This is a genomic window from Paenibacillus foliorum (assembly GCF_013141765.1).
In the GTDB taxonomy this organism is placed as follows: Bacteria; Bacillota; Bacilli; order Paenibacillales; family NBRC-103111; genus Paenibacillus_S; species Paenibacillus_S foliorum.
This window is the reverse complement of the sequence record NZ_WHOD01000070.1, coordinates 332855-356410: the sequence shown is the minus strand read 5'-3', so window position 1 is coordinate 356410 and position 23556 is coordinate 332855. Positions and strand designations below refer to the sequence as shown.

General features: G+C 45.2%; 22 protein-coding genes. 19 read left to right on the top strand and 3 right to left on the bottom strand.

Annotated elements, in window-relative coordinates; genetic code table 11:
- Nucleotides 1-48: 48 nt before the first annotated feature.
- Nucleotides 49-1191 (bottom strand): DUF2264 domain-containing protein, encoded by a 1143-nt coding sequence (locus tag GC093_RS20240; protein WP_171653688.1) that lies wholly within the window; start codon nucleotides 1189-1191, stop codon nucleotides 49-51.
- Between the two features lie 291 nt (nucleotides 1192-1482).
- Here GC093_RS20240 and GC093_RS20235 point away from each other — a divergent pair, with 291 nt between their 5' ends.
- The 3 genes from GC093_RS20235 (at nucleotide 1483) to holA (ending at nucleotide 4912) form a co-directional block, all read left to right on the top strand.
- On the top strand, nucleotides 1483-2040 hold the full coding sequence (locus GC093_RS20235) for an RNA polymerase sigma factor (protein WP_171653687.1): 558 nt from the start codon (nucleotides 1483-1485) through the stop codon (nucleotides 2038-2040).
- Nucleotides 2041-2173: 133 nt separating this feature from the next.
- Nucleotides 2174-3526 (top strand): hypothetical protein, encoded by a 1353-nt coding sequence (locus tag GC093_RS20230; protein ID WP_171653686.1) that lies wholly within the window; start codon nucleotides 2174-2176, stop codon nucleotides 3524-3526.
- 366 nt (nucleotides 3527-3892) lie between these two features.
- A complete protein-coding gene (gene holA / locus GC093_RS20225) occupies nucleotides 3893-4912 on the top strand; it encodes a DNA polymerase III subunit delta (protein WP_171653685.1) in 1020 nt (339 codons plus the stop codon).
- A gap of 69 nt (nucleotides 4913-4981) precedes the next feature.
- Here holA and rpsT read toward each other — a convergent pair whose 3' ends face one another.
- Nucleotides 4982-5254, bottom strand: coding sequence for a 30S ribosomal protein S20 (gene rpsT, locus GC093_RS20220; RefSeq protein WP_171653684.1), 273 nt, complete (start codon nucleotides 5252-5254; stop codon nucleotides 4982-4984).
- Between the two features lie 192 nt (nucleotides 5255-5446).
- Between rpsT and gpr the strand changes: the two genes are divergently transcribed.
- The 6 genes from gpr to GC093_RS20190 all read left to right on the top strand — a co-directional run bounded on the left by gpr (nucleotide 5447) and on the right by GC093_RS20190 (nucleotide 12265).
- Complete coding sequence (gpr, locus tag GC093_RS20215; RefSeq protein ID WP_171653683.1) at nucleotides 5447-6439, top strand: GPR endopeptidase; 993 nt, start codon at nucleotides 5447-5449, stop codon at nucleotides 6437-6439.
- 391 nt (nucleotides 6440-6830) lie between these two features.
- Nucleotides 6831-8078 carry a stage II sporulation protein P gene (locus GC093_RS20210; protein ID WP_171653682.1) on the top strand — a complete coding sequence of 416 codons (1248 nt, stop codon included), beginning with the start codon at nucleotides 6831-6833 and terminating at the stop codon, nucleotides 8076-8078.
- Between the two features lie 55 nt (nucleotides 8079-8133).
- Entirely contained in the window at nucleotides 8134-8553 is a 420-nt protein-coding gene (locus GC093_RS20205) for a hypothetical protein (RefSeq protein WP_171653681.1), read from the top strand.
- Between the two features lie 78 nt (nucleotides 8554-8631).
- Entirely contained in the window at nucleotides 8632-10443 is a 1812-nt protein-coding gene (gene lepA, locus GC093_RS20200; protein WP_171653680.1) for a translation elongation factor 4, read from the top strand.
- 84 nt (nucleotides 10444-10527) lie between these two features.
- Complete coding sequence (hemW, locus tag GC093_RS20195; protein WP_376768668.1) at nucleotides 10528-11691, top strand: radical SAM family heme chaperone HemW; 1164 nt, start codon at nucleotides 10528-10530, stop codon at nucleotides 11689-11691.
- Between the two features lie 85 nt (nucleotides 11692-11776).
- Nucleotides 11777-12265 (top strand): N-acetyltransferase, encoded by a 489-nt coding sequence (locus GC093_RS20190; RefSeq protein ID WP_171653678.1) that lies wholly within the window; start codon nucleotides 11777-11779, stop codon nucleotides 12263-12265.
- A gap of 37 nt (nucleotides 12266-12302) precedes the next feature.
- On the opposite strand, the gene GC093_RS20185 is transcribed toward GC093_RS20190, so the two are convergent.
- The gene (locus GC093_RS20185) at nucleotides 12303-12734 is read right to left on the bottom strand and encodes a FlxA-like family protein (RefSeq protein ID WP_171653677.1); all 432 of its coding nucleotides are present in this window, start codon (nucleotides 12732-12734) and stop codon (nucleotides 12303-12305) included.
- Nucleotides 12735-13025: 291 nt separating this feature from the next.
- Between GC093_RS20185 and hrcA the strand changes: the two genes are divergently transcribed.
- The 10 genes from hrcA to GC093_RS20135 all read left to right on the top strand — a co-directional run bounded on the left by hrcA (nucleotide 13026) and on the right by GC093_RS20135 (nucleotide 23468).
- Nucleotides 13026-14051: a heat-inducible transcriptional repressor HrcA gene (gene hrcA / locus GC093_RS20180; RefSeq protein WP_171653676.1), complete on the top strand. Its 1026-nt coding sequence runs from the start codon at nucleotides 13026-13028 to the stop codon at nucleotides 14049-14051.
- The gene (locus tag GC093_RS20175; RefSeq protein ID WP_171653675.1) at nucleotides 14048-15589 is read left to right on the top strand and encodes a TCP-1/cpn60 chaperonin family protein; all 1542 of its coding nucleotides are present in this window, start codon (nucleotides 14048-14050) and stop codon (nucleotides 15587-15589) included. Before hrcA ends, GC093_RS20175 begins: the two co-directional genes overlap by 4 nt.
- Before the next feature lie 62 nt (nucleotides 15590-15651).
- Nucleotides 15652-16239 (top strand): nucleotide exchange factor GrpE, encoded by a 588-nt coding sequence (grpE, locus tag GC093_RS20170; protein ID WP_171653674.1) that lies wholly within the window; start codon nucleotides 15652-15654, stop codon nucleotides 16237-16239.
- Between the two features lie 104 nt (nucleotides 16240-16343).
- Complete coding sequence (gene dnaK / locus GC093_RS20165) at nucleotides 16344-18188, top strand: molecular chaperone DnaK (RefSeq protein ID WP_171653673.1); 1845 nt, start codon at nucleotides 16344-16346, stop codon at nucleotides 18186-18188.
- A 142-nt stretch (nucleotides 18189-18330) separates the two neighbouring features.
- A complete protein-coding gene (dnaJ, locus tag GC093_RS20160; RefSeq protein ID WP_171653672.1) occupies nucleotides 18331-19455 on the top strand; it encodes a molecular chaperone DnaJ in 1125 nt (374 codons plus the stop codon).
- A gap of 126 nt (nucleotides 19456-19581) precedes the next feature.
- Nucleotides 19582-19734 carry a YfhD family protein gene (locus GC093_RS20155; protein ID WP_171653671.1) on the top strand — a complete coding sequence of 51 codons (153 nt, stop codon included), beginning with the start codon at nucleotides 19582-19584 and terminating at the stop codon, nucleotides 19732-19734.
- A gap of 38 nt (nucleotides 19735-19772) precedes the next feature.
- Nucleotides 19773-20168 (top strand): hypothetical protein, encoded by a 396-nt coding sequence (locus GC093_RS20150; protein WP_171653670.1) that lies wholly within the window; start codon nucleotides 19773-19775, stop codon nucleotides 20166-20168.
- A 242-nt stretch (nucleotides 20169-20410) separates the two neighbouring features.
- Entirely contained in the window at nucleotides 20411-21460 is a 1050-nt protein-coding gene (locus tag GC093_RS20145; RefSeq protein WP_171653669.1) for a hypothetical protein, read from the top strand.
- A 325-nt stretch (nucleotides 21461-21785) separates the two neighbouring features.
- Nucleotides 21786-22775 (top strand): 50S ribosomal protein L11 methyltransferase, encoded by a 990-nt coding sequence (gene prmA, locus GC093_RS20140; RefSeq protein ID WP_171653668.1) that lies wholly within the window; start codon nucleotides 21786-21788, stop codon nucleotides 22773-22775.
- A 9-nt stretch (nucleotides 22776-22784) separates the two neighbouring features.
- Nucleotides 22785-23468 carry a site-2 protease family protein gene (locus GC093_RS20135; RefSeq protein WP_171653667.1) on the top strand — a complete coding sequence of 228 codons (684 nt, stop codon included), beginning with the start codon at nucleotides 22785-22787 and terminating at the stop codon, nucleotides 23466-23468.
- The last annotated feature ends 88 nt before the right edge of the window (nucleotides 23469-23556 follow it).

Below are 23556 nucleotides of genomic sequence, written 5' to 3'. Positions count from 1 at the left end.
CATATATATTTATCCAAGCATGTAAGTATAGACAACAGAAATACAATATTAGTACAAAGCTTTATCGATAGGGAAGCTTTGTCCGCTCCAGGCTTTCTTGGCTGTCCAATCCGCTTCTCCTTGCCAGAAAGGATCATCTTGAGGTAAGCCAAGCGGTAGAAAAGCTGCTGCGCACAAATACAAGCTTCCAGTAGAGATATAGGGTTCCCCGACCTCCGGTTGGTGGCCGCAGAAGCCGATGGTCAGCCAGCCATTCTCATCAAAGGTGCCTGGCGCTTCGATCATTCGGCGTATAACAGCCGTCAAAGCACAGCGTACTTGGGCAGGCTCCAGAGTAGCTTCAAGCTGGTGCTGCAGGGCAATCTGGCTTAGCAGTTGAAAAGCTCCAAAGCGGTAGGCCAATGACCTGCCAACAGCAGGGAACGTGCCCTCAGGTGAGATCATGCGCTCTTGCTGTGTCGCGTACCGCTGAGCGCGCTTAGTTACATTTTCTTTCATTCCAGCCCAGAAGGAATCTTCATGGCCGAGGGTATTAATGATATCAATCAGCATAGGTTGAATCACGAAGCTGTTATAGTAATCCGCATGGAAGTCCGGGCCATCGCCATATATGCCGTCGCCTTTATACCATAATTCATGCTGTCTGAGGGCGTAGTCAACACGCATGCGATCCCAATCAGCTCCTGCGCGGTATATAACAGCTTCAATCATGGCTGAGAACAGCAGCCAGTTATTGTATCCTGGCTTACGTGTACGTGTTGCCTTCATTGCGTTAATAACGTTATGCTGAACTCGCGGGTCGAGCTTCTCCCATAGCTCTTGTGGAGCACGTATGATGGCATGAGCTAGAAAAGCCGCATCTACGATGGGCTGATGACCCTCGGAAAAATTCATGAAATCCGGAGAGGAAGGATCCGTTCCTGCATCGATAGCCTGACGTGCCCATACCGCATAATGCTCGCGCAGACGGCCTTCTTCACCTTCACGGCTTCCTGTTTCAAGCCAGGGGGCCATTCCTGTCAGAAGTCTGCCAAGCGCTTCTAAATGGGTGAAAAGGGGACGGTCATCCAGTTTTCCTTCAATTGGCATTGTTTCTTTTAAATTGCGATTTGATAAGTGATGGAGTACAGGCTGGGCAATTCTGCTCAGTGTATCAATCCAATATATGCGATCTTCATTAGCTTGCGGCATGAAAGTTTCCCTCCCGAATGTTTCGACAATAAAATCTTCTTTTGATCATTTTATAACAAATTCAGACAGGAATCATTAGTGAACATAACAATTATATTTGTGTAAATCTCCTTAGTTCGACATTCAATCATCTTTAATAAGCATTGCCAATATGCTCCTTATATGTACCTTCTACTAAAAATTTGATATTCTTATAGAATAGTTAATAGAAATGATCATATGAGTTGAAAATAGAGTGCAACATTATGGAACCAAGCAACGTTTATAAGGTTGCAAGAGAGGGGGATCTCAGTGGTAGCGCCAGAACTGATAAAGGCTGCCCAGTCGGGCGATCGCGACGCTCTAATTACCCTACTGCGTGAAATTGAAAATCATGTGTACCGGACTGCTTATTACATTCTGGGAAATGAGCAGGACGCTATGGATGCGGCACAGGAAGCATTATTACGTATATATACAAAAATTAATTCCTATGAAGAGAAAGCTCAGTTTAAAACATGGGTGCAGCGGATTGTTACCAATTTATGCATTGATAAATTCCGAAGGACCAAGCCCACCGTTTCTATAGAACAACATGAATTAAATTTTACTGCAAATAAAACAGTTGAAGATGAGGTTATGTCTGCGTATATTGCCCAAGATATTAGAGAGGCGATTGATAAGCTGCCGGAACATCATCGATCGGTGGTTGTACTGCGATATTTGCAGGATTTTTCCTACAACGAAATTGCCGAATCATTAGATTTGCCCATCAACACAGTCAAGTCTTATTTATTTAGGGCAAGGCAGCAATTACAAACGTTATTGCAGGATTACAAAAAGACCCGAAGCGATATCATTCGCGGCTGAACGGAAGACTTAAACAACCGTTCATAATAATTAGGGGATTCTTGTTACGATGCTTCGTTATTGTATATGTCAGTTGTTGAATCGATCAGAAAGGTAGTGTGCGGGGATGAAGTGTCAAGAGGTGATCGAACTCATGCAGAGATACCTCGATCAGGATCTCGATGAAATGGAATATAATCAGATGCTAGGACATATGCAGCAGTGCTCGGATTGCACGGAGCTGTTTCAAAGGCTGGTTGCACTGTCGCATGAATTAGAGCAGCTTCCTAAAGTCACTCCGGCTTATAGTTTAGTTGATGCAATTATGCCTAAGCTGCAGCGTATTGACATGGGGATGTCTGTAGACGATGTTCTGTTAACAGGACACGCAGCAGCGGCTCCTATTGTACCGGACACAACGCTGGCAGAAGACAACAAGTCGAACGTAGAAGAACTAGTCGGCTGGCGCAGACGAATGCGTGGGTTAGTTTCTACCCGAATTGTTGGAGGAGTAGTGGCAGCGGGGCTGGTTCTCGGTTTCTTCGTCTTTGAACAACAGCAGCAGAGCGGCAGTATGAAAAATGCTGACGGTTTACTCTCCACAACAGGTACAGCGCAGCAAGATTCAGCCAAACAATCCAAGTCGGTTAATGTTGACAAAAAGTCTGCACTTCCAGAATCTAAGCCCGATTCAGCTGAGAGCTCGGCAAAGATTTCAGCAACTCCAGCAGGCAAAGAATTAACTAAAGCAGATGAGCCTGCGAAGGCTGCCAAGAATGAAGAAGTGGCACCGACTAAGCAACAAACACCTGTTTCGGCGCAGGATAAGAGTAATAACGCGCAGCAGGGAAATCAGTCTCCGACCATGGTGGTGCCTGATGATGCTGCTAAGAGCAAAGCTGGAGAACCTGTGGAAGCACCAGTAGATTCGGGAAATACTCAACAAGAGGCTGTAAGCTCTCAGCCCCAAGAGAATCAAATCAAGGCGATTGATCAGATCTCTAAGTTTGCTCAACCGCTGGGGGCTGTTCCTGAAGCTAAAAAATCTGCGGAACAGGATAAGACTCCAGCAGCGGCAGCTTCAGATGCGCAATCTTCAATGGCGCAGGATACGACGCCCAAGATATCTGCAACTGTCCCTCAAGGTCCTGCATTGAAACCGGCTCCTGAACAGCCGAAAGCAGGAATAACGGGCGGCAATCTAGATTCGAATGTGACGGGTTTAACAGATAATATGGGAACCTTCGGCATTAGGGCGGCTATTCCCCAAGCTTTGCCTTCTCCAGATGGGGTGTATTCAGCTTCAATTAATAGCGAGCGTCATGTTGTAATCACAGATCAGCAGGGTAAAGCCGTATTTACTACTAATCGTTCTGTTGCTGAGAAGGATGTCGTCACTTTGGTGAAGTGGGAATCAGGAAGTATGTTGGCCTATCAGATTAGTAATGACTCGGGTGCGACCATTTATGTCATTAATGTGACAGAAAAGACCGATGTGAAAAAATAACTCGCTGTATTATCAAAAAGAATTCACGTTCGCAGCTATCGCCGCGTATGATAAACTACATTAGCCGAGGTTCGTCGTATGACCATGTGAGGGTAGGTTTCTAGGGCCTATCTTCATGTGTTTATATAGATGGGGTACCGAACAGAGGGATTGCGAATGAACCGTAAGGTTTTGACGTAATCTCTTTGTTGTTGTTATAATGTCAGAAAGCCAAGAACCGTAGGTTCACTTTCTGACATTGCAACAAAAATTACCGTTAAAACACGAATGTATCATCGTCGAGTGATCTTCGATCTTAGATTTTTGTTATAATGTCAGAAAGTATAAGCTAAAACACGAATGTATCGAGAAGAGGCTGAGCCTGAAATGGATTATAAATCAACATTAAAGCAAATACAAAAGGGTATATTTGCTCCCATCTACATATGCTATGGCGCTGAATCCTATTTGATTCAAGAGCTGATTCATAAGCTGACAGACCGACTCATCGATCCGGAGCACAAGGAGTTTGCGGTTTCCAAATATGATTTGACAGAAACCTCCATTGATACCGTCATTGAGGAAGCAGAGACACTTCCATTTATGGTTCCGAGCAAGCTGGTTATAGCTTCGAATGCACTATTTCTGACAGGTGCCAAAGAGAGCACCAAGGTGGAGCATAGGCTGGAGAGGTTAACCGAATATTTGAAGACGCCAGCCGATTTTACGGTTCTGGTGTTGACGGTGAGTGCAGATAAGCTTGATGAGCGTAAAAAATTGGTGAAGTCGTTGAAGGAATCCAATTTTCTGGTGCCATGTGCGACTCTGTCTGCCGAGGAGCTGACGCAATGGGTCAAGCAGGGAGCGGAGAAGGCCGGTTTTTCTTTTGCACCTGGAGTGGAAGAGCAATTCATTCTGTATACAGGAACAAGCCTGAATGCATTGTCTAGTGAGCTGGAGAAATGCGCGCTGTATGTTGGGCGGGGTGGCGTTATAACCGAGGATGCTCTGGATCAGCTGGTGACACGAAGTATTGAGCAAAATATATTCATTCTGATTGAACACATCGTGCAGCTGCAGCTTGAAAAGGCTTTTACCATGCTGTCCGAACTGCTGAGACGGAAGGAAGAGCCAATCAAGATTATGGCGCTGATTGCTAGACAATTTCGCATTATGTTTCAAGTGAAGGATTTGCAGCAGCAGGGCTATTCTCAGCAGCAAATGGCGTCACAGCTAGGATTGCATCCTTACGCCGTAAAAATTGCCTCAGGGCAATCGAACCGATTCGAGTTAAAACGGTTGGCTGATATATTGGGGCAATTGGCCGATCTGGATTATCAGATGAAGAGTGGAAAGATCGATAAGGCTCTGGGGTTGGAAATGTTCCTGCTGCGCTTAATTGCTTAAGATGAGACCGTACAGCTTAATAAAAAAAGGACCGTTTCCTAAATAGAGGAATCGATCCTTTTTTTCGCATTACGCCTGAGCAGAAATCAGGTTTAGCTTTTTCGCTAAGCGAGATTTTTTGCGGGCAGCGGCATTTTTATGGATTAAACCTTTGGTCGCTGCTTTATCCAGCTTTTTGCTGGCAGTGACTAGGGCTGCTTTTGCAGTGTCCACATTGCTGCTGGCTGCAGCAGTTTCAAAACTTTTAACTGCAGTGCGAAGAGCGGATTTGTGTGATGCATTGATCAGACGACGCTTTTCATTTACTTTTACTCTTTTAATTGCGGATTTAATGTTCGGCATTGACGTTCACCTCCTACTACAACTTGCATTAAAGCATATAGTTTTCATTTTGTTGACAACTCTAGATATTCTAACATGCCATATATCAAAATGCAATAGAGTCCCAAAGATGGTTCTGACAATACTTTGCATAAGGCGCTGTGCTTTATCACACAATAAATGAGCATGCTTATGCTGAAAGGAGATGGCACGATGGATTTAAGTAATTATTCCGTTCGGACCGACCTAGCCCTAGAGGCACATAATTTGGCCTCCCCATCCGGTGAAGTGATTCCCGGCGTACTTACGTCATCGGAAAATATAGAAGGCATTCGGATCAGTAAAACCGACATAACCTCCCAGGAGGGTTCCCTTGCTATCGGAAAGCTGCCTGGTCATTATATCACAATAGAGGTACCGGAATTACGAAAAAAGGACAGTAATTTGCAGGACAGGGTTGCTACGGTGTTTGCAAGGGAGTTCGAGGCTTTTTTAGCGAAGCTGAATATAAGCCCGATGGGCAAGGTTCTGATCATTGGATTGGGAAACTGGAATGTGACGCCTGATGCTCTAGGTCCGATTGTTGTAGAAAATGTAATGGTTACCCGGCATTATTTTGAGTTGATGCCTGGCGAGGTGAGTCCCGGTTATCGGCCGGTTAGTGCTGTCGCTCCCGGTGTGTTGGGGACGACAGGAATTGAAACCGGAGAAATTGTACAAGGAATCGTGGAAAAATCTAAACCGGATTTAGTTATTGCTATCGATGCATTAGCTTCGAGATCTCTTGAAAGGGTTAATACCACCATTCAAATTGCGGATACAGGCATTCATCCAGGGTCAGGCATTGGAAACAAGCGCAAAGGGTTAACCATCGATACGCTGGGAGTTCCTGTTATCGCAATAGGGGTTCCGACCGTAGTGTATGCTTCTACTATCGTGAACAACACTATAGACATGATGCGCACTCATTTTCAACAGCAAACCGCGAACACGGCGCAAATTCTCGGACTTCTGGATAATATGGAGGAGCAGGAGAGGCTTGAGCTGGTAAGAGAAGTTCTAAGCCCCATTGGTCATGACCTGCTTGTTACACCGAAGGAAATTGATGAGTTTATCGAGGATGTCGCTAATATTATTGCGAGCGGCCTGAATGCAGCTTTGCATGAGGCTGTTGATGTAGATAATGTATCAGCCTACACACATTAATTTGAGGTTCTCACTAAAGAGGTTGTACCCGAAAGGGCATTCATCCGACTGTATCTGCAGCCGTGATTAATGCCTTTTTTCTTTTTACAGCTAGCAATCTTGGAAATAGAAAGCGCCTAATCCAATGGAGGGAGTCCTCTGCCAGAGTGTATCGATATACATCTTCAAGCAATCTATCAGTTTATAGCAAATAAAGTATTCGATGAGTTTGGTTCTATCTTCTAGTAAATGCTCATAGATTTGATACTAGTAGTCGGCGGTCAATTATTTCGGTAGATAGTCTGATAGATGCTCAGAATGTTCGATGCTTAAAGAAGAAAGTTTCGCCACAGAAACTCAGCCCATGCTTACGAAGTAAGTTTTCTCACGAAAACTCTCAGGAGGAATGCGTATGAAATGGACAGCAGTGACTATTAATGTGAACAAATACCGTAAAGCTGGACAAGATTTTGGTCTGTATTTTCGGGTAATAACGGCCTTGGTGACAGGTTGTTTGCTGTTTTTTATAGCACTTGGATTGCTTGGATATGCTCAAACCAAAATGAACAATTCCGCTCCTGTCTCATCCATGAAGGGATTGGCTTCGTCGGTTTCGAGTCGTTTTTTTATGGATATGATGGGAATGGAAGTGCCTTACATGCAGACGGATCGTCAAACCTTTACCTTTTCTCAGTCTAATGTGTCGGGATTTCTATTTTCTCTGCTTACCGACTTGAACTGGAAGGATCCGAAAACTTTCATTGCAAGAGAAATGCCGGGCTTGGCTCAAGACCGCTCGGTGGTGCTGAGGAGTAGTGCAGCTACAGGTGAGGATGGGCCTGAAGATTATGGTCCGAAGGGTGATGCCATTCCGAAGAATGGCGAAGGAGGAGAAGGGTCCATAACGGCAAACCCGACGGCTCCCCCAGAAACTAACGATGCGGCGCATGGACCCCAAATACCGGCTGCACAGCCTCCAAGGATGGCAGGACGTAATGTCGCTTTCATCTATCAATCACATAATCAGGAATCGTATTTGCCGGAGCTAGATGGGGTGAAGGATCCCGATAAAGCCTATGATCCGAAAAAAAATGTGACGTTAGTAGGCTTGAGACTGGCTCAAATGCTGGAGAAAGAGGGTATAGGAGCCGTTCATTCGGATAAAAACTATCCGGCTATCGAGAAAAGCTTTAACTACTACTTCTCTTATAAATACTCTCTTAAAACGCTGCAAGAGGCCAGTGCCTCCCATCCGGATCTTAAATTTTATTTTGATATTCATAGAGACTCACAACGGAGGAATAAGACTACGGTTGAAATAAAGGGTAAGGATTATGCTCAGGTCTACTTTGTTATTGGCGGTAAAAATGCGAATTGGAAAGAAAACGAACAGTTTGCATCAGATATTCATCATGCTCTGGAAAGTAAATATCCGGGTATATCTAAAGGCAGCTTTGCTAAAGCGGCAGAAGGGAACGGAGTTTACAATCAAAATTTTTCGCCTAATAGTGTGTTGATTGAGGTTGGAGGCGTGGACAATTCCTTGGAGGAATGCTATAGAACCGTAGATCTATTGGCTGAAGCGATTTCTGAAGTGGTGCTTAATGTGCAAAAGGTGGATGGAACACCTGCGGGTGCAAACGGGAAAAAGCAAAATTAAGTGATACAAATCAATTAGCAAAAGAGAGAACGAGTTCGTTCTGGGGGATTAAGCGATGAGGAATAATTTTTATATCAAGCTGCTGCTGATAGTGTTAGGGATGGGGTTTTGTATTTTTTTCGGAGTTGACCTGGCTACCCGCGGGGTGGAACGGATTCAGGGACCAATTGTAAAGGCAGCTCCAGAGTCAAGTGGTGTTCGTTTATGGCCGCAAGCGGAAAAACCTCAGGAAGCGAAAATGGCTAGCGGAGCCGCAGCGCAGAATGGAAGCAAATTAGGCGGAACAGCGACAAGAGCTCAAGAAGCGGAAGCTAAAGCCAAGAAAGAGGCTAAGGAGGAAGTGGAACCCAAAGCTGAAATAAACGAAACTTCGGGTATTTCAAGGCTGGGGAACAAAGCGGGCGAGCTCCTGCAAATTGTGGCCTACCATGGAATCCGCTTGTTCGTTTCTCTGTTCGAAATGATTACCGGATAACCTTGCATTGATGCCTTCCCTCACAACTGCTATAATTAGAGGTATTGTAAATTTGTAGGTTAGTGAGGGTCAGCGCAAATGGATATTCTAGCCAGACAGAAAAAGATTAGGAACTTTTCAATTATTGCTCACATCGACCATGGAAAATCGACGCTGGCAGACCGAATACTTGAATATACGGGAGCTCTCTCTACGCGCGAAATGCAAGAGCAGGTGTTGGATCAAATGGACTTGGAGCGGGAGCGGGGCATTACCATCAAGCTGCAAGCCGTTCGTCTAAGCTATCGTGCGGACGATGGAGAAGAATATATTTTGAATTTAATCGATACGCCAGGGCATGTCGACTTTACGTATGAAGTATCACGCAGTCTTGCAGCCTGTGAAGGGGCTTTGCTCGTTGTGGATGCGGCGCAAGGAATTGAAGCGCAGACATTAGCCAATGTTTACTTGGCGCTTGATAACAACTTGGAGATATTGCCGGTTATTAACAAAATCGATTTGCCGAGCGCAGACCCTGAGCGGGTTAAGCAGGAGATTGAGGATGTAATAGGGCTCGATACGAGCCAAGCCGTATTGGCTTCAGCTAAAGCAGGAATTGGGATTAAAGAGATCATAGAGCAGGTGGTCAAGCTTGTTCCAGCTCCAACGGGAGATCCGAGCAAGCCGCTTAAAGCGCTTATATTCGATTCTCATTATGATCCTTACAAAGGTGTAATCGTCTATGTGCGCGTTATTGACGGCGCCATCAAGTCGGGTTCCAAAATCAAGTTTATGGCGACGGAAAAAGTATTCGAGGTTATAGAGGTTGGTGCTTTTAAGCCTCGGATGTCAACCGTAGATTCGCTTGAGATTGGAGACGTAGGCTTCATCGTTGCCGGAATTAAAAATGTCGGCGATACGCGTGTCGGCGATACTGTTACCGATGCGAAGAACCCAGCGCCTGAAGCGCTGCCGGGTTACCGTAAAATCAACCCTATGGTGTTCTGCGGACTTTACCCGATTGAGACAAGCGACTACAACGATCTTCGCGAAGCACTGGAGAAGCTGCAGTTGAATGATGCATCACTTAGCTTTGAGCCCGAGACATCTACTGCGTTAGGTTTTGGTTTCCGCTGTGGCTTCCTCGGTTTGCTGCATATGGATGTTATCCAGGAGCGGATTGAACGTGAGTTTAATATCGACCTGATTACTACCGCGCCAAGCGTTGTGTTTAAAGTAACACAGACGAGTGGCGAGGTACTGACCATCGAGAATCCGTCATTGTTTCCGGAGCCTGGTAAAATTGACTTTGTTGAAGAACCTTATGTAAAAGCTGCAGTTATCGTACCTAACGATTATGTTGGAGCTATCATGGAGCTGTGCCAAGGCAAGCGCGGCGAATTTATCAATATGGAATATTTGGATACAACACGTGTAACATTGACTTACGAGATTCCTTTGTCAGAGATCGTTTACGATTTCTTTGATCAGTTAAAATCAAGCACCAAAGGATATGCTTCATTCGATTATGAGCTGTCAGGCTATAAGAAATCCAATCTTGTCAAAATGGATATTATGCTTAACAGCGAGCAGGTTGATGCGCTTTCGTTCATTGTTCATCGGGACAGAGCCTACCACCGCGGCAAGATTATTTGCGAAAAGCTGAAGGATTTAATTCCTCGCCAAATGTTTGAGGTGCCAATCCAAGCAGCGATAGGTCAAAAAATCGTCTCGCGGGAAACCGTTAAGGCGATGCGTAAAAACGTCTTAGCCAAATGCTACGGCGGTGATATTTCAAGGAAACGGAAGCTTCTGGATAAGCAGAAGGAAGGCAAAAAGCGGATGAAGCAAGTCGGCAGCGTTGAGGTGCCTCAGGAAGCGTTCATGGCCGTATTGAAGCTTGACGATTAGAAGTAAATCATGAGCAGGTGCGTGATACTTGACGCACCTGCTTTTACGTGACATAAGGAAGATTAAGTGGGAGGAATGTATATGATGATCCACAGAAATGAAACACCTGCTGCGGTATATATCCACATTCCGTTTTGTACAAACAAATGCCATTACTGTGACTTTAACTCCTATGTATTGAAGGGCCAACCAGTCATGGATTATTTGGATGCGCTGGAGCGGGAGATGGAACAGACGGTTCAACTCGTACCGCCGCAGCAGATCGAGACCATTTTTGTCGGCGGTGGAACTCCAACTGTGCTGCTGCCAGATCAAATGGAGAGCTTTTTGCAGCGGGTGCGTACCTACTTTCCGAATCAATCAGCAGAGCTGGAGTTTTCGATGGAAGCTAATCCAGGGACGACCGATAAGGAGAAGCTGCAAGCAATGAAGGAAGGCGGCGTCAATCGGATCAGCTTTGGGGTTCAGTCGTTTGACAATGCTTTATTGGAAGGGATTGGCCGGATTCACAATACGGATGATGTTTACAGGAGTATCGAAAATGCGCGAAGCGTTGGTTTTACGAATATGTCCATTGATCTGATGTTTGGGCTTCCGAATCAAACGGTGACCGTAATGAACGATACACTTGATAAAGCATTGGCGCTTGGTTTGAAGCATTATTCGATTTACGGCTTGAAGGTGGAGGAGCACACGTTGTTTCATTCACTTTATCAAAAAAACCAATTGCCTCTTCCTGATGAGGATGAGGAAGTAGAGATGTTCCTTCTAATTATGAAGCGTCTGAAGCAGGCGGGCTATGAACAGTATGAGATCAGCAATTTCGCTAAGCAAGGCTACGAGAGCCGACACAACAGCATGTATTGGCTGAATCGGAGTTATTATGGTTTAGGAGCCGGTGCTCACGGGTATATGTATGGAAAGAGACATGTGAATATTAAAGGAGTACAGCCTTACATTGATTCGACGCTCAACGGACTGCCGCTGCTAGAGCAATATGAAATCAGCGAACAGGACGCTATGGAGGACTTCATGATGGTTGGATTGCGGATGCTGTGCGGAGTGAAGCGGTCTGACTTCAGCAAACAGTTCGGCAAGGAGCTAGAGGATGTATTTGGCGATCAACTGGTCAGGCTTACTGAACGGAAGCTGCTTGAGCCAACAGAGGATGGATACAGATTATCGGAGCATGGCTTGCTGCTCGGTAACGAAGTATTTGGGGAATTTGTGAGCCTGATCGTAGATTAATTATTTTTGTATTGAATTATTTATACGTTTTGTTGTATATTTATTCATATAAATTGAATTTACGACATGAAATGGTGGGTTATCTATGACAGTAACGTGCAGAAAAGCAACAGAGCAAGATATCGAGACGCTATATGATATTATTCAAGGCTATGCAGAGCAAGGGATTATGCTGCCCCGAACGAGGGAAACATTAGCCGAGCAAATCGATACTTTTGTTGTCGCTGTTATAGATGATCAATTTGTTGGCTGCGGTTCTTTAACTCGTCTAGGCCAAGACTTAGTTGAAATCCGTTCCCTAGGTGTAACGGAAGGACATAAAGGCTTGGGTATCGGCAACATAATCGTTGATTTTCTTGTGGAGGAAGCCAGGCAGCAAGGAATTCCAAAGGTAATGGCGTTAACCTATGCGGTGAATTTCTTTGAAAGAAATGGTTTCTCGGTTGTTCAGAAGGAGATTTTCCCGGAGAAGGTATGGCGGGATTGTATTCATTGCAAAAAGCAAGATTGTTGTGATGAGATAGCAGTATTGAAGATGGTTAATCCAATTGGTGTAGCAGCTTCGAGCAACTAACCGCAGGATTTATAAAAATCGGTCCCTTGATTGATTATCAAGGAGACCGATTTTCGCTTTCTAGGATGAAATCCGTAAACTTGTTATGTAGGACTACTTTCACAATTAGATTCGGATGTCGATCTGCTTTTCTGCAACTGTTGGGTGACCCGGCAATGCTATCTGGATTTTTATGGACTTGGTTGGAGCTGCTGCTTTGATTATTGTTGCTGCTTGGATTACTTGAAGAGCTTGATTTGGTTGCTTCGGATTTCTTTTGCTGTATCGACATTTGGAGTTGTTGAATCTGCAGCTGCAGCTGTTCGCTCTTTTGTTGCTTTGTTTTCTGATCGTCTTTGCTTTGGGCTACTTCATTTAATTCCTTTTGGGCAGCGGTAAGCTGGTTCTCCAATGCTTTCAATTCACTTTGACTGCTTGAAGAAGAGGAGTAACTAGTAGAGGTGTTGCTTGATAAGGATGAAATGTTCATTTTTCACCTCCATTTAATGAACATTGTGGGGCTGTAAAACAAATGTAATTGTAATGCTTATTTGTGAACTGTATATGAACAGCACGAAAAATAATTCATGAAATGCTGTATGTAAATCTAGAGGAGCCGCTCGAAAATTGCAGTAATCTAGCGGTAGTTTAACTTGACACAGACCGTCGGGTCTGTTATTTTTGTAATATGAATTAGCACTCATTAGATTGGAGTGCTAACGACAAACAACAGAAGCTCTTATTTCAACATAACGAATGACTGTGGATGGGGGGTATGTTCATGTTGACAGAACGCCAACGCCATATTTTAAGTGCCATTGTAGATGATTATATTCGCTCCGCCGAGCCTGTTGGCTCGCGCAGCATATCCAAACGGGGCAATGTAGGATTCAGCCCAGCGACCATACGTAATGAGATGTCCGACTTGGAAGAAATGGGCTTCCTAGAGCAGCCGCATACTTCCGCAGGACGCATTCCGTCCCATAAGGGTTACAGGTATTATGTGGACCACCTAGTTACCTTCGGCGGACTTGGACAGCATGAGATTGACGTGCTAAAATTATTTTTTGCTGAGAAAATGCAAGAGATGGAGCAGGTCATCCAGCAGGTTGCGATGATTTTGTCGAATCTTACTAATTATACATCGATTGTAATGGGGCCTGAGATGTTCGGTACTACATTGCGTCATCTGCAGCTCGTTCCATTGAATGAGCAAACTGCAGTTGCCATTGTTGTGACGAATAGCGGTCAAGTAGAGAACAAGACTGTATCGATTCCTGAAGGCATTCCTATGTCGGAAATTGAGAAGGTCGTCAATCTGCTTAATGCCCGGCTTAAGAACGTACCGTTGCTTCAATTTAAATCCAAGCTATTTACTGAGATTGGCGAGGAAATGCGCAGCTGTATATCTGGATATGAAGAAATCCTCACGATGCTCAACGGTGTTATTGATCAGGGCGAAGAGGACCGGATTTTTCTGGGTGGAACTACAAATATGTTGACACAGCCAGAATTTCAGGACATGGAGAAGGTTAAGAATATACTGGATCTGCTCGCAGAAACACCGACGCTTGCCAAGCTTTTCACAGGTGCTTCCACTGGCATACAGGTGCGAATAGGCAGTGAAAATACGATGGCCGCCATCAATGATTGCAGCTTGATCACCGCTTCTTATACTTTTGAAGGCAAGCATCTGGGGACGATCGGTATTCTGGGTCCGACTCGTATGGATTATGGCAAGGTTATTCATTTGCTGGATCATTTGTCCAAGGATATGACGCTGGTACTGGAGCGATGGTATAAATGAATTCAATGAAGCCAGTGTCGCATGAAGGTGATGACACGTATGCAACCCTGCTAAATAATGCAGGCGCAATTCGTGCGATCTGCTCCGCAGTTGAAGGAACGTTGGGGCCTAAAGGTCTGGATACGATGCTTGTTGGCGGACAGGGCGAGGTCATCATAACAAATGATGGCGTGACCATTCTGGAGAAGATGGATGTTACTCATCCTGCTGCAAGGCTGCTTATTCAAGTGGCACGTTCACAACAGCAGCAGGTGGGTGACGGTACAACGACAGCTACTGTGCTAGCTGGGGCGATTGTTGCAGAAGGGGTTGCACAGGTGACACGCGGAGTGCCGGTTGCCAAGGTCGTCAAGGGCATTCAAGAAGGAGTGGCGACGGCACTGGCTTCATTGGCTAAACGCAGCCGTAAGCTTGATGGATTTAAGGATCCACTGCTGTACAGGATAGGCTACATTGCCGGCCGTGAGCATGCAGATTTGGCTGAATTGATTTTGGAAGGCGCGAAGCGGCTCGGCATTCATAAACTGCAGGAGGATAGCTTCCGTTTTGCAGATGTTGTGATCTCACACAGCCGCGCGGTCAGCGAAGTGTGGCCAGGGCTTCTGATTCAGAAGAAGCCGGTTAACGCACAGCTTGATTTTCCTCCGGATTCCGCATCGGTGTTAGTCTTTCAGGATGCCTTTGAACCGGAGACGATTGATGAGGAAGCACTGATGACGGAAGCTGGCTTCCAGAAGCAGATGCAGCTGAAGGAGCAGTTCCGTCAGTGGCTCGACAAGCTGGTCGAGCTGCGGGTAGGGCTTGTAATCGCCGACAGAGGCGTTAACGCGGAGGCAGAGCAGTTCTGCACCGACCATGGCATCATGGTCGTACAGCGGGTGCCCCGCCACGATCTGCGACTCGTGTGCGAGTATACTGGTGCGCGGCCGATCCGCCGCAGCGGGCTGCGCAAGCCTGCCACCGAGCTGGCAGGCTATCTTGGCTTCGCTGGGCGCGTGTCGTACGACGAGCGTCTGGAGTGCGTCCGCATGGCCGAAGGCAAAGGGCGGACGCAGGTGACGATCGTCGTCGGCGCCAGCACGAGCGAGGTCGTTGGCGAGCGTCTGCGCATCGCCAAGGATGCAGCTTCGGCCGTGCAGGCTGCGCTGCGCGGCGGGTGCTTGCCCGGCGGCGGCGCAGCTGAGATGGCCGCCGCCTACGATTTGGATCGTCATCGAGAGACGATCCAGGGCATGGAGGGCTTCGGCGTTGCAGCCGTAGCCCAGGCGCTGCGCAAGCCGCTCGCGCAGATTGTAGTCAATGCCGGCTACAATCCGCTTGAGAAGGTTGAGGAAGTGAAGGCTGCGCAAATTGCAGCCGGCTCGGATTCACTCGGCATTGATTGCGATACCGGCGCTTTGGTTGATATGTTGGAGCATGGTGTCGTTGACCCTGCTCAGGTGAAGCTGCATGCGCTGCAGGCGGCTGGAGAAGTTGCCGCGGCGGTGCTGCGAATTCATACGGTAATAAAGATGAAGCAGCCTCGTACGGAAGAATAACGAGGTTGTGGTTAGAATAGTAGAGAGAATATTGTGGATTCGGATCAAGGAGGTGACAGAAATTGAGTGCAGATCAAAAAAGTCAAACAGAAGTAACAGCGGACGCCGAGCAAAATGTAGAAACTACATATGCCGGTGACGTAGAAAATGCAGCTAACAATTCCACAGAAGCTGGAGAAGCCGCTCAAGAGCAAGCATCCGAGCAGGAGCTTGAGCAGCTGCGCAAGGAATCTGAGGAGAACTACCAACGTTATTTGCGGGCTCAAGCGGATTTTGACAATTTTAGAAGAAGAACCCGTTTAGAGAAAGAAGATTTCGCAAAATATGCTTCTATGAAAGTTATTGAGCAGCTTCTACCCGTTGTGGACAATATGGAGCGTGCTTTGAGCGCAGGCAAAGAGGGTAACGATTATGAAGCACTTCTTAAAGGTGTAGACATGATTTTCCGCCAATTGGAACAAACTCTTGCTAACGAAGGCCTACAAGCAATGGAATCAGTAGGACAACCGTTCAATCCGGAATTCCACCAAGCGATTATGCAGGTTGAGTCGGAAGAGCACGAAGAAGGTATTGTAGTTGAAGAAATTCAAAAGGGCTATATATTGAAGGATAAAGTTCTTCGCCCTGCTATGGTAAAAGTAAGCTCTTAATGTTTTATTTGCGATTTGTTTACTTGGATTGATTATCAGACATTTTTCGTTCTTCCACATAGATTAGTGAATAGGGTTCCAAAATTAAAGGAGGATTATCTGACATGAGTAAAGTAATTGGTATCGACTTAGGAACAACCAACTCCTGCGTTGCTGTTATGGAAGGCGGCGAGGCCGTTGTTATTCCAAACGCGGAAGGTAACCGTACTACACCGTCTGTTGTAGGCTTCAAAAAAGATGGAGAGCGCGTTGTCGGTGAAACGGCAAAACGTCAAGCGATTACAAATCCAGATCGCACTGTCATCTCGATCAAACGTCACATGGGTACCAATCATAAGGAAACAATTGAAGGTACATCCTATACGCCTCAAGAAATTTCCGCTATCATCCTTCAAAAGCTGAAGGCAGATGCAGAAGCTTACTTGGGTACTACTGTAACACAGGCTGTAATTACAGTTCCTGCATACTTCAACGATAGCCAGCGTCAAGCGACTAAGGATGCAGGGAAAATTGCTGGTCTTGAAGTGCTACGTATTGTGAACGAGCCGACAGCATCTGCTTTGGCTTACGGTATGGAGAAATCCGAGGACCACACAATTCTAGTATATGACCTGGGTGGCGGTACGTTTGATGTATCGATTCTTGAGCTCGGCGAAGGCATCTTTGAAGTAAAAGCAACTAGCGGTGACAACCGTTTGGGCGGAGATGATTTTGACCAAGTTGTTATGGATTATTTGGTAGCAGAATTTAAAAAAGAACATAGTATCGATCTGAGCAAAGATAAATCAGCAGTTCAACGTCTTAAAGATGCTGCTGAAAAAGCAAAGAAAGAACTATCAGGCGTACTTACTACAACGATTTCCTTGCCATTTATCACTGTGGTTGATGGGGTTCCTCAGCATTTGGAGATCAACCTGACTCGTGCTAAATTTGATGAAATTACCGCTGCTTTGGTAGAAAGAACAATGGGACCTACTCGTCAAGCTTTGAGCGATGCAGGACTGTCTCCTAATCAAATCGATAAAGTTGTTCTTGTTGGCGGCTCCACACGGATTCCTGCTGTACAAGAAGCTGTTAAGAAATTAATCGGTAAAGATCCTCATAAAGGCGTAAATCCGGATGAAGTTGTTGCTTTGGGCGCAGCTGTGCAAGCAGGCGTACTAACGGGTGATGTGAAAGACGTTGTTCTTCTTGACGTAACTCCATTATCTTTAGGTATCGAAACTGCGGGTGGCGTATTTACCAAAATGATCGATCGCAACACAACTATTCCTACAACTAAATCCCAAGTGTACACAACCTATGCCGATAACCAACCAAGCGTGGAAATTCATGTCTTGCAAGGTGAGCGCGCTATGGCTAATGATAATAAAACGTTGGGCCGCTTTATGCTGGGTGATATTCCTCCTGCGCCGCGCGGTATCCCGCAAATTGAAGTTACATTTGACATTGACTCGAACGGTATTGTTAATGTTAATGCAACGGATAAAGGAACTGGCAAAAGCCACAAAATTACGATCACATCCTCCAGCGGCTTGTCCGATGAGGAAATCGACCGCATGATGAAGGATGCCGAATCCAATGCGGAAGAAGATCGTAAGCGTAAAGAGCTTGTTGAAGCCCGCAACAATGCCGACCAACTTGTATACTCTGTTGATAAAACGATCAAGGATCTTGGCGACAAAGTAGATCAAGCTGAAATCGACAAAGCTAACGAAGCCAAAGAGAACGTGAAAAAAGCTCTTGAAGGCGACAATTTGGATGAAATTAAAGCAACCACAGAAGCTTTAACTGAGATCGTGCAGCAGCTGTCCGTGAAGCTGTATGAGCAAGCGGCACAGCAAGCTCAAGCAGGTGAAGCTGGCGCAGCAGGCGAAGCAGGCACAGCGAAGAAAGATAACGTCGTAGACGCTGATTTCGAGGTTGTTGACGAGAAGAAAAACAACTAATAGCGCCAAAAAGCATAGGTTAAAGAAAGGTCAAAGCCGTTTTACGGCTTTGACTTTCCCTTTGTTGCTTAGGAAATTTTGCGGAGCAAATTTCTGTGGATAGCGGGGGATTTCTTATGGTCTTATGAATGGGAGTGGGATAATGAGCAAACGCGATTATTACGAGGTTCTCGGGGTAGATAAGAACGCATCGCAAGATGAGCTTAAGAAGGCTTACCGGCAAATGGCCCGCCAATACCATCCAGATGTGAACAAAGCTGCTGATGCGGGAACCAAGTTTAAAGAAGCAAAGGAAGCTTATGATATATTGAGCGATGACCAGAAAAAAGCTCAGTATGATCGTTTTGGCCATGTCGATCCAAATCAAGGCATGGGTGGCGGTGGAAACGCTGATTTCGGCGGTGGTTTCGGCGACTTATTCGATATGTTTTTTGGTGGTGGAGGTGGGGGACAACGACGTAACCCGAACGCGCCGCAGCGGGGAAATGACCTGCAATATACGATGACTATCGAGTTTAAAGAGGCTGTTTTCGGTAAGGAAACGGATATTCATATTCCTCGCACAGAGTCTTGTGATACATGTCATGGCAATGGGGCAAAGCCTGGGACGAAACCAGAAACATGCTCGATATGTCACGGAAGTGGGCAGCAGGAAGTTGTACAGAATACTGCATTTGGCCGGATTGTTAACCGCCGTGTATGCTCAGGCTGCGGAGGTCAAGGAGTAACGATTAAAGACAAATGCGGAACATGCCATGGCACAGGTAAAGTGAAGAAGCAGCGCACCATACACTTGAATATTCCAGCTGGTGTTGATGACGGGGCACAGCTTCGTGTTACCGGTGAAGGGGAAGCTGGAACTAAAGGCGGTCCCTCAGGTGATTTGTACGTAGTTATCCGCGTAAAAGCTCATGACTTCTTTGAACGCGAAGGCGATGATATTTATTGCGAAATCCCACTTACTTTTGCGCAAGCAGCATTGGGTGACGAGATAGAGATACCTACCTTAACGGAGAAAATTAAGCTGAAAATTCCTGCGGGAACACAGACAGATACTTATTTCCGTCTAAAATCCAAAGGGGTGCCTCGCTTGCGGGGCTACGGTCAGGGCGATCAGCATGTAAAGGTGGTCGTAGTAACTCCGACTACTATGAATGAAGAGCAAAAGGAATTGCTGAGGGAATTTGCGCGTCAAAGCGGGGAGCATACCCACGAGCAGAACCAGTCTATTTTTGAACGAATGAAAAAAGCGATTCTTGGAGATTAATTTACTAGCAGCACAGCAGAAGGGGAGAAATCCGTCTGCTGTGTTTTTTTGTGTTGAATAGATTTTGCTTTATTGCGGAGAATAGATGGAGCGTTTAAAAGACATCTAAAGCGAGGGATTCGTTCAATGACAGATATGAAAAGCCAACAATTTCAACAGCAGCCGCAAAATGTTGTTGACGGTAAAAATGAAGATGTTGATTTCAATGCAGAGCTAGCAGATGAGGATGATTTGAGAGCAGTGGAAAGAGCCAAGGAAGCCGACGCAAGACAAGAGTAGTCTTTTATTTCATATAGGAACAAAAAGGGGTATTAGGAATGACTGAAAAAGGCATACTGGCATATTTCCATTCGCCTGCTGAAGCAGAGAGTATCCTGCCTAAGCTGAAAGCACTGAGGGTAATCGATGTGTCTGTTGATAAGATAGGACAGTTCGCGGGTGGAGGCGTAAGCGAGTCTATCAATCCGTTAACTGGAAATTTCCCAGGCTTATCCTACTTGACGCTTGGGGCGGAAGGAATGGATATTGATTCAAGCATTTTGGCAGCAGCTAATGCTGATGCAAGTGGACTTAGCGCCCCAAGAGCATCGGATGGATCTATCGAGGACTATGGAGGCATTAATGGCTTGGATACACTGTTAACCGTTGTCGTTGACGAACAGAGCTATGACCAAGCTCTACGCGTAATACGCGACGCTGGGGGACAAGCATAAGCTTAAGAAAGCAAGCTAAAAGCACATAGATTTTTTTAGAACGGCCCAAGGAATATTCCTTGGGCCGTTCACCGTTCTTTACAAAAAGTTCATATTATGTTCAAACATTTTAATAAAAAGACGGACACAAAGACCTTTGGGTGTGATATATTTCGTACAGGAACATTTCGTATAAGAAATATAATTAAATTATACATTTCCTATACGAAATGAATACATATAGAGACAGGATGGAGAAAAAAATGAAGAGAAATAAACAATTAATGGTTGGTGTTCTTTCTGCTGCTTTATTATTTAATGGAACTATGGCTTTGACGCCATCCGCATTCGCAGATGACGATGATGCAGTCGTAATTGTAAAAGCACCTTTGGACAGTAATAAAATCTTGACTGATTGGGTAAGATTGATTGTTGTTAATACGTCAGGGGTTGCGAGCAAGGACTTGAGTGATGTGCTGGATGGTTTGGCCGCTGGACAAACATTAAGTCAAGCTTCCGGTCTTGATGGGAATTTGTCTACCGAGCTGTTCAAATTAGCTGATCAAACGGTTGCAAATGCTGCAAGTAATTATTCGGGCAATAGTGATGAATTTGATAACCTAAGCAAGGAAATAAAAAATAAAACGACTGAAATTTTGTCGATTCCCGGCTACAACGGTAATAATTTGAAGTCTTTCGATTTTAAAGCGGTTCTTCAAGATCGTATGTCATCCCTTAATTCGGCTGCTACTTCTTTATCCGAGGATGAGAACATTGATGTAATTGATCGTTTGCAGAATGGTGCAACACTGTTACAAGCAACTCGATTAGATTCAACTGAATTGATTAATAGACTGCAGCATCCGATAGTTCAACTGCTTGAACAAGCAGAAACGAATGGTGCTATTTCTTCAGAGCAAGCTTCGAAATATAAAGAAGAAGCTTTGCAAGCCATTCGTACAGGAATCGAAACTCCAGGCGGGATTACGGTTAAGGTCGAGCAAGCTGGTTCAGGTTCAGGTTTTGACGGTGCAGCATTATTGAAAAAGCGGGGAGAATCCCTCATACAGGACATTTCCTTGTTTACTGCAGAATATGATGCGATTGAGCTTAAAGATGCCCTAAACAGTGGCGTGAAACTATTTCAAACTTCGGGGCTTTCCTCCAGTGAGTTGATTGCAAATCTTAAAGGCTTATGGGGAAAAGACATTGAAGAGGCTTATCAAAATGGACAAATCTCCGATAAACAAAAAGAAGAGCTTTTGAATCAAGCAAGCAATGACATTCAATCAGCAATTAATTCATTAAATTAAGAAAATCTCTATTATTGATCCTTAATAAAATGGCTCCTGCAAAAGATTTTTCTTTTGCAGGGGCCATTTCTGGTGTTAACTAGTTGTTTGGAAGTAGCATGATGATAAGCTCTCAAACACCAAGAAAAGGTGTAGTAATGTATGCGCTCGGCTACTTTTAAGCTCTGCTATTTTACCGGTGCGGTCAAGTATAGTATACTGGGAATCATGTGCAATTTTATGAGCTGAACTTGAGCATATGTTTACGAGATAGTTTTTGTCGTAATAGTTCAGCTGAAGCTTAAAACGCAGGTTTTCTAAAGAAAACCCCAAGGAGGATACAAACGTGCGCTGGCATGAAGTGACGGTACATACAACCGAAGAAGCAATTGAAATGATTTCGAATTTTATACATGAATTAGGTGCTGGCGGTGTTTCCATTGAGGAATCCGGTACGTTGAACAAGAAGAGAGACACTTCATTAGGTCAATGGTATGAACTGCCCTTTAATGATATTCCAGAGGGAAGAGCGGTTATTAAAGGTTACTTTTCTGAAGGAACGACTATGGAGTCAGTGATGGAAGAGTTAAAGCAGTCCGTTACACAACTGGCTGAGTATGATATCGATACAGGCAACCCTGAGTTTGAGCTCAAGGAAGTGGATGATGAGGATTGGGCGAATGCTTGGAAACAGTATTTCAAGCCGATCCGTATTTCGGAACGTTTAACGATCAAACCAACATGGGAGGACTATACGGCCGGCCCTGAGGAATTGATTATCGAATTGGACCCAGGAATGGCTTTTGGTACGGGAACGCATGCTACAACCTCATTGTGCTTGCGAACGTTGGAGAAAGTGGTTCAAACCGGCGATGACGTAATTGATGTTGGAACCGGCTCCGGCGTACTTGCTATAGCAGCGGCTAAGCTGGGAGCGAAGCATGTATTAGCATTGGACTTGGATCCAGTAGCTGTTTCTAGCGCCAACGAGAATAGTCGATTGAATGGACTGGAAAGTGAAATTACTGTGAAGCAAAGCGATTTGCTGCAGGTACTTCGGGAAAGTACATTGGCAGGCTCGTCAGAGGCCCCTACTTCAGCGCTGGGAGTAAAGATCCCGGTACAGGTTGTCGTCGCGAATATATTGGCTGAGATTATTCTGATGTTCGTACAGGATGTCTATGATGTCCTTGCTCCAGGCGGAACTTACGTTGTATCAGGTGTTATCAAGAGCAAACAAGAAGATGTGGAAAAAGGCTTGTCAGCTGTAGGGTTTAGTGTTACTGAGTATTATGAGGATCAAGATTGGGTTGTTATTATCGCCCGGAAACTGTAGGAGGAAACTATGGATTTCAGTTCGTTTCTTCCGTTTCCTATAGAGGAAATGCCGTTTGTTTTTGTCGTCCTGTTGATTTCATTTGCGATACATGAGTTTTCACACGCTTTTTTTGCTGACCGTTTCGGTGATCCGACGCCTCGTTCAATGGGGCGTCTGACGCTGAATCCTCGGGTGCATATTGATTGGCTCGGAATGATCTTTTTTCTAATTATCGGAATCGGTTGGGCTAAGCCTGTATTGGTAAATCGTGCGAAGTTCAAAAGCCCTCGCTTGATGGGTATTATCGTATCTTTAGCGGGGCCGCTGAGCAATCTGGTGCTTGCTTTTGTCAGCTTGATCATCTATTATTCACTGCTTCAGCTGCATGTGTTTGATGGGGTTTCAGAGGGTGGAGTTAAGGCGATTAAATTATTTTTTAACTACATGGTTATTCAAAATATATTTTTGTTCATTCTGAATCTTATTCCATTTCCACCGTTGGATGGTTACCGTATTCTGGAGGACTTGCTGCCGCGATCTATGGCAATGAAGCTTAAGGCATATGAGCAGTGGCTTTTTTTCGCTATACTGCTAATGGTTTTCATTCCTCCGGTTCGCAGTGTAACTATTGGCCCAGTGTTTGCGTTGCAGTGGCCGATACTAGGCATGTTTAATCAGGCGGCCGAGCTAATTTTCGGGGCATTTAGGTAAAAGGTGAATGGCTGGGAGCGAGCTTGGGGAATGCTGTAAACAATAGCTTTTTCATAGAAAACATAGTATGATGTAGGTTGTTATTTTT

Excerpts from the sequence above, each read along its gene's own strand:
- GC093_RS20205 (WP_171653681.1), top strand. The coding sequence starts at position 8,134 with ATGAGGAATAATTTTTATATCAAGCTGCTGCTGATAGTGTTAGGGATG.
- GC093_RS20240 (WP_171653688.1), bottom strand. The coding sequence starts at position 1,191 with ATGCCGCAAGCTAATGAAGATCGCATATATTGGATTGATACACTGAGC.
- hrcA (WP_171653676.1), top strand. The coding sequence starts at position 13,026 with ATGTTGACAGAACGCCAACGCCATATTTTAAGTGCCATTGTAGATGAT.
- GC093_RS20190 (WP_171653678.1), top strand. The coding sequence starts at position 11,777 with ATGACAGTAACGTGCAGAAAAGCAACAGAGCAAGATATCGAGACGCTA.
- dnaK (WP_171653673.1), top strand. The coding sequence starts at position 16,344 with ATGAGTAAAGTAATTGGTATCGACTTAGGAACAACCAACTCCTGCGTT.
- GC093_RS20175 (WP_171653675.1), top strand. The coding sequence starts at position 14,048 with ATGAATTCAATGAAGCCAGTGTCGCATGAAGGTGATGACACGTATGCA.
- GC093_RS20145 (WP_171653669.1), top strand. The coding sequence starts at position 20,411 with ATGAAGAGAAATAAACAATTAATGGTTGGTGTTCTTTCTGCTGCTTTA.
- rpsT (WP_171653684.1), bottom strand. The coding sequence starts at position 5,254 with ATGCCGAACATTAAATCCGCAATTAAAAGAGTAAAAGTAAATGAAAAG.
- GC093_RS20155 (WP_171653671.1), top strand. The coding sequence starts at position 19,582 with ATGACAGATATGAAAAGCCAACAATTTCAACAGCAGCCGCAAAATGTT.
- hemW (WP_376768668.1), top strand. The coding sequence starts at position 10,528 with ATGATCCACAGAAATGAAACACCTGCTGCGGTATATATCCACATTCCG.
- GC093_RS20150 (WP_171653670.1), top strand. The coding sequence starts at position 19,773 with ATGACTGAAAAAGGCATACTGGCATATTTCCATTCGCCTGCTGAAGCA.
- GC093_RS20185 (WP_171653677.1), bottom strand. The coding sequence starts at position 12,734 with ATGAACATTTCATCCTTATCAAGCAACACCTCTACTAGTTACTCCTCT.
- GC093_RS20135 (WP_171653667.1), top strand. The coding sequence starts at position 22,785 with ATGGATTTCAGTTCGTTTCTTCCGTTTCCTATAGAGGAAATGCCGTTT.
- holA (WP_171653685.1), top strand. The coding sequence starts at position 3,893 with ATGGATTATAAATCAACATTAAAGCAAATACAAAAGGGTATATTTGCT.
- dnaJ (WP_171653672.1), top strand. The coding sequence starts at position 18,331 with ATGAGCAAACGCGATTATTACGAGGTTCTCGGGGTAGATAAGAACGCA.
- gpr (WP_171653683.1), top strand. The coding sequence starts at position 5,447 with ATGGATTTAAGTAATTATTCCGTTCGGACCGACCTAGCCCTAGAGGCA.
- lepA (WP_171653680.1), top strand. The coding sequence starts at position 8,632 with ATGGATATTCTAGCCAGACAGAAAAAGATTAGGAACTTTTCAATTATT.
- GC093_RS20230 (WP_171653686.1), top strand. The coding sequence starts at position 2,174 with ATGCAGAGATACCTCGATCAGGATCTCGATGAAATGGAATATAATCAG.
- GC093_RS20210 (WP_171653682.1), top strand. The coding sequence starts at position 6,831 with ATGAAATGGACAGCAGTGACTATTAATGTGAACAAATACCGTAAAGCT.